Annotated in this window: 6 protein-coding genes; all 6 read left to right on the top strand. The window is 59.6% G+C overall.

The features are described from left to right. A partial coding sequence (locus WB785_RS11185) for an acyl-CoA dehydrogenase family protein (RefSeq protein WP_424079161.1) occupies positions 1-301 on the top strand: 301 nt, incomplete at its 5' end. After that, the gene (locus WB785_RS11180) at positions 285-1,457 is read left to right on the top strand and encodes an acyl-CoA dehydrogenase family protein (RefSeq protein WP_424079159.1); all 1,173 of its coding nucleotides are present in this window, start codon (positions 285-287) and stop codon (positions 1,455-1,457) included. The genes WB785_RS11185 and WB785_RS11180, both read left to right, overlap by 17 nt. Before the next feature lie 50 nt (positions 1,458-1,507). Then, positions 1,508-2,362: an enoyl-CoA hydratase/isomerase family protein gene (locus WB785_RS11175; protein WP_424079158.1), complete on the top strand. Its 855-nt coding sequence runs from the start codon at positions 1,508-1,510 to the stop codon at positions 2,360-2,362. A 34-nt stretch (positions 2,363-2,396) separates the two neighbouring features. Further along, positions 2,397-2,795, top strand: coding sequence for a nuclear transport factor 2 family protein (locus WB785_RS11170; protein WP_424079157.1), 399 nt, complete (start codon positions 2,397-2,399; stop codon positions 2,793-2,795). Positions 2,796-2,896: 101 nt separating this feature from the next. Next, positions 2,897-4,471: an AMP-binding protein gene (locus tag WB785_RS11165; RefSeq protein WP_424079155.1), complete on the top strand. Its 1,575-nt coding sequence runs from the start codon at positions 2,897-2,899 to the stop codon at positions 4,469-4,471. A gap of 20 nt (positions 4,472-4,491) precedes the next feature. Continuing rightward, the coding region (locus WB785_RS11160) for a cytochrome P450 (RefSeq protein ID WP_424079153.1) at positions 4,492-5,659 on the top strand (1,168 nt) is incomplete at its 3' end.

The following is a 5,659-nucleotide window of genomic DNA, read 5'->3' as shown; positions in this document are numbered from 1 at the left end:
GGCCGCGGACATGTATGTGGCGATCGAGCGGGCGCGAGCATTGGCATACCTATCGGCGCTCACCATCGCGGCTGACGATCCGCGTCGCCGCCTTTTCGCCTCGATGGCGAAAGCTGCAGCGGGGGAGGCACAGTCGCTTGTTGTCCAGTACGGATTGCAGTGCTTTGGCGCAATGGGCCTCACATGGGAAAACGACCTGCAATTCGCCATCAAACGCGCGAAGGCGGGGGAACTGATGCTCGGCGATGCCTCAGAGCATCGCGCGCTGATCGCCAGGGAGTATCGTGCAGCTGACTTTTGATCAAGATGTCGAATCGTTCCGAGCGGAGTTCGCCGCCTTTCTCGACGACAATCTGCCGACCGAAGCCGAAACATTCGAACGTCCGCGGTCGGTCTCGCACATGCCAACCTGGGCCAGGAACTGGCAGCGCCTGCTGTTTGACAACGGCTGGCTACTGCCCGGACAGCCCCCGGAGTTCGGGGGCCGTAACGCGGGTGTGCTTCAGCAGTTCGTCCACTTAGATGAACTCTGCCGGCGACGCATCTATCACAGCTTCAACCCGCAGGGCGTCAATATTGTTGCGGCATCGTTGATCACGTTCGGCACCCCCGAGCAACAACAGCGCTGGGCGGTCCCGGTACTTCGCGCCGAAATGACAGCTTCGCTCGGAATGAGTGAGCCCAGTGCGGGTTCCGACCTCGCCTCCCTGCAAACGCGCGCCGTCAGAGACGGTGACGAATTCATCGTCAACGGCCAGAAAGTATGGACATCTGGCGCGCACGATGCCGATTTCTTGTTGACTTTCGTTCGCACCGACCCGGATGCTCCGAAACATAAGGGAATTTCGGCGCTGATCATTCCAACGAGCACCGAAGGCGTGGTGTGTCGGCCCTTCGCCGATATCGCCAGTCAGGACAACCTCGACTTCAACGAGGTGTTCTTCACCGATGTCCGAGTTCCAGCCGAAAACCTCGTAGGGGCGCTGAACCAGGGATGGTCAGTGGTCAACGGGTCACTCGGACATGAGCGCACGATGATGTGGGTGATGATTGCCGACCGGATCGACAACCTCATGGCCGACTGCCGTCCCCGCACAGAAGTTGAACGTGATCGGTTCGCGTCCACAGTCATCGACTACCACGCCCTTCGGGCGATCGGATCAGCGGCATTGGCTCGCGCTGCCCGCGGAGATATCGACACCTCCGCCGTTTCTGTGCTTAAGCTGCTCGGCTCTGAAGCCGAAATGCGCGCTGCCGACCTCGCGTTGAGCACAGCGGGCATCGACGGGCTGCGTCATCCGGTAACGGAGCGATACCAACATATGAATCCCGACGAGTATTTCGCCAGCAGATTCGAGCGCTACACCCGGGGGATCGCGGCCACGATCGCCGGAGGTACATCGGAGATTCAGCGGAACATCATCGCGCAGAAGGTACTCGGTCTTCCACGTGGCTGACTAAGACGGGTCATCAATTGCATGACCACGGACCGATAGGAGAACACGCATTGCCTGAAGCGGACTGGGCCGCGATGACCTGCGTCAAGGTGGAACGGCGTGCGCGCATCGTGACGGTTCGGCTGAATCGGCCCGAGAAGATGAATGCGATCAACAGCACCATGGAAAACGAGTTCTACTCTGTTCTCGCGGACTGTGATCGTATGGCCGACGTCAGATGCGTCGTGCTTGCTGCTGAGGGCGCGAACTTCTCATCGGGTCATGATGTTCAACAAGTGGCAGCCGAGACCATAGAAGGTCTGGAGCCTGCGACGATTGAAGGCAAGTACTGGGTCCACACGGGAGACCTTCTTCCGCCCTGGCGTTTCTCCAAGGGGTTAGTCGTCGCAACGAAAGGTTATGTAGGGCCACACGCCAATACCTTTCTGCTGGCCGCTGACGTCGTGATCGCAGCAGATAACTCGCGGTTCAGTTGGGAGGAATCTCGAGTCGGGGTGGGGACGCCGTACGGCCCTTATGCCTTGATGCCGTTTCATTTTCCCATCCGAGTTATGAAGCAGCTGTGGATGACCGGCGGCTGGATGGATGCAGAAACGGCCCGACAACTGTTTTACGTCAATCGGGTCGTCGCGTTGGGCCAGGAAGAACAGACGGCACTGCGCTTTGCCGAGCAGATCGCGCGCATGGAAATTGGAGACCTGGTCGCGAATAAGCGCGGAACGCATCGCCTCTACGAAGCCGCGGGGCTTTTGGCGATGGTTGACGTCGGTCGAGACCCATACGTTCCCAGCGCTGAGGCCGCACTGGCCAAGGAGCATCACCTACGGCTGATCCATGAAAAGGGAGTTAGGGCCGCCGTGCGCGAGCGCGATACCGGTTGGGATGACGAGGTCAGCAAAGTGTGAGCTCCGCTGCGCCCGAACATGTTCCGATTTTGAAGTGCCAAAGAAGGACGGAAACGAGGAAGAGATGCCAGACGCCGAAGCGATAAACGCGGCGATCAACGCGCACTGCCAGACCCTCAGCGATCGAGACAAAGATGGCTGGCTGGCCCTATGGGATGACAACGCCATCCTGGAAGATCCCGTGGGAGTGGATACGTTTCGCGGCATTGAGGCCATAGGAACGACCTTCTGGAAGATGGTCGAGGATCTCAGTCCCATGGAGCTATGGCTTGAGCGCGAAGTGATCGTGTGCGGCGATGAGGCCATTGCGATTCTGCAGGGCGTCGTGACTCGCAACGGTGCGATGCAGCATGTCGGCCCCCTCGTGGATCACTTCACGTTCAACCAAGAAGGCAAGATCACGATGATGCGGGCCTTCTGGAAGTACGCGTGAAGCGATCGAACAAGTACGCGACCGATTCATGGCAGGAGCGCGCAATGCCTTGGACTTCTGACTTACGTTCTCAAGAGACGCTGCCCGCCATTGTGAATCGCATGTCCGAAGCAGAGCCCCACAAGCAGTTCCTGCGGACGGTGGACGGCGCATCGGCAACCTGGGAGCAGTTGCAAGAGGCGATGATCCTCTGGGCGGCCCGCTTCCTCGCGCTGGACGTAAAGGTGGGTGACGTTGTCGCCACCATCCTCGACGCGGGCGTCGAATCGTTGGTCGTATGGCTGGGCCTCTCGAGCGTCGGCGCTATAGATGCCGCAACGAATCCCGAGTTTCGGGGTCGCATGCTCGCGTATGCGATCAACAACTGCCAGCCCGAATTACTCGTCGTTGCTGCGCAGTACCTGCCGTTCGTCGAGGCCGTTGCCGCTGAACTGACAACGGTCAAGCGAGTGCTCGTCCTCGACACTGGCGGATACCACCACGAGCCTGGAGCGAAGCTGCCAGTCGTCACGGTGGAAGCGCTCGATTCCGATGTCAACGCTGCGCGAAAACAGATGAGAGTGCCCGAGCTGCACGACATTGCCTGTATCACCTACACATCAGGTACGACGGGCCCCTCCAAGGCGGTCAAATTGCCATGGGCGCAGTTGCACTCGATCAACCTGGGAACGTTCCCCTTCGAGGATCTCGATGCTTCAGACATCTTCTACTGCACGACGTCCCATGCTCACTTTGGATCGAAATCGATCCCGTACCACGCAGCCATGGTCGGCGCGCGTGTTGTCATGAGGCCGCGATTTGCGCTCACCAGGTTCTGGCAGGACGTTGCTGAGTTTGAAATAACGACTGGCATGCTCGTCGGTTCGATGGCGGATCTGTTGTTGAGGGTCCCCGAAAGCCCTACGGGCAGTACGTCACTCAAGAACCTCTTCATGGCTCCGCTCGGCGCTTGCTATAAGCAATTCAGCGAGAGACTCAATACCCGCATCTGCACCGTCTACAACAGCACGGAGGGCGGTGTCGCGATTTGTTCCGGGTGGAACCCGACGAACGAGCGCACGGTGGGTCGCCTGCGGGAAGGGTATCCCGGTTTCGAAGTTCGCCTGGTGGATGAGCATGACTACGAGGTTCCAGACGGCACACCTGGGGAATGCATCGTGCGTGCCGGCGTGCCGTGGGTTATGAACGCGGGCTACCTGAACAACGACGGCGCCACGGCAGTCGCGTGGCGCAACGGCTGGTTCCATACGGGAGATGCGCTCGTCCGCACCGCCGACGGTGATTACATGTTCGTCGACCGGCTCAAGGACGTGATCCGGCGTCGGGGTGAGAATATCTCCTCCTTCGAGGTCGAAGCTGACGTGCTGCGCAATTCGGAAATCGTCGAATGTGCCGCCGTGGCAGTGCCGGCCGACACCGCCGAAGACGAGATCCTACTGTTCGCGGTGAAGCGCTCCGAATCGTCCATCGACCCCGAGGAGTTGTGCGCGGACCTCGAGTCCCGCATGACGCGCTTCATGGTGCCGCGCTATATCGAGTTCGTCGACGACCTACCAAAGACCCATGCGACTTTACGCATCATCAAAGCCGACTTGCGGAAGCGAGGAATAGGACCCCGCACGTGGGACAGGCTGACCCAGGGATACCGCAGTCAAGCGACCGCGCTGTCCAACTAGTGATGTCGAAGGACAGGATTGTGACGACACGAGGCACCAATTTGACCGCTGGATGTCCGGCAGGCCAAGAGCGACTGGAATCCCTTGCGGGAGTATCCTTCATCGACCCGGCTATTCAGGTGAAGCCCTTCGCCTACTACCGGGCTCTTCGAGACGGGGACCCGGTGCACTACGAAACCGACCTCGGGATGTACCTGGTCTCGCGACACGCGGACTTGATGGCGGTGCTGCGAGATCCGATCGTCTTCTCCCAGGAGCTGGGATATTACGGGCAGATGGCCCACGGCCACCTTGATGAGATGAAAGAGATCCTCGCGCGCGAGGGCGGCGGCTTCTTCCCGGACGTCGCGAACATCGATCCGCCGCGGCATACCCGCGTCCGCCGTCTGCTGTCGCAGGCATTCGGCAGGCGACGCATGAAGGCTCTTGAACCGCAATTTGAGCGGCTCGTCGACGAGCTGATCGACAAGTTTCTCGAAAGCGGTGAGGCGGACGGTTTGCACGACCTGGCCTTGCCGATGGCGATTGCCTTCAGCATGCAACAACTACAGGTTGACGATCTCGACATGGGCACGATCAAGCGCTGGGGCAGCGCTTATCTGTCGCAATTCAGTCTGACCAACACGCGTGATGACATGATCCGGGCGGCTCACGAGCTCTGTGAGATGCAGAACTATCTGATTGCACTCGTCGAAAAACGAATGGAGACACCCGAAGACGACATGCTGTCAGACATCATCAGAGCCGACACACCAGACGAGGAGCCGCTGACGTTCGAAGAGTTGGTCGCAACCGCGCGGATGCTTCTCATCAACACCCACGACTCGATGTCGACGGCGTTCACCAACATCCTTTTCAAAGTCGCGACGGACACCGCGATCGCCCAGCAGTTCTACGCCGCGGCCGACGACGATTCGCAGATGGGGCGTTTCATCGAGGAACTCATGCGGCTCGAACCACCGGTACGCGCATTATCGCGTGTGACAACCAAGCCGGTGACCTTGGGCGACACGCCGCTTCCAGAGGGAGCACATCTACTCATCCTGTTCGCCTCGGCAAACGATGACGAAGCGGTCTTCGAGTGCCCGCGCCAGTTTGATGCGAGTCGAATCAACATCCGAAAGAGCTTGACATTCGGAGCCGGCGCGCATTTGTGTTTGGGCATCTCACTGGCTCGTATGCAACTGC

Origin of the sequence: Mycobacterium sp. (assembly GCF_049585075.1) — a bacterium.
GTDB lineage: Bacteria > Actinomycetota > Actinomycetes > Mycobacteriales > Mycobacteriaceae > Mycobacterium.
Note: the sequence above shows the minus strand (reverse complement) of the source record. Positions and strands in the feature narration are given on the sequence as shown.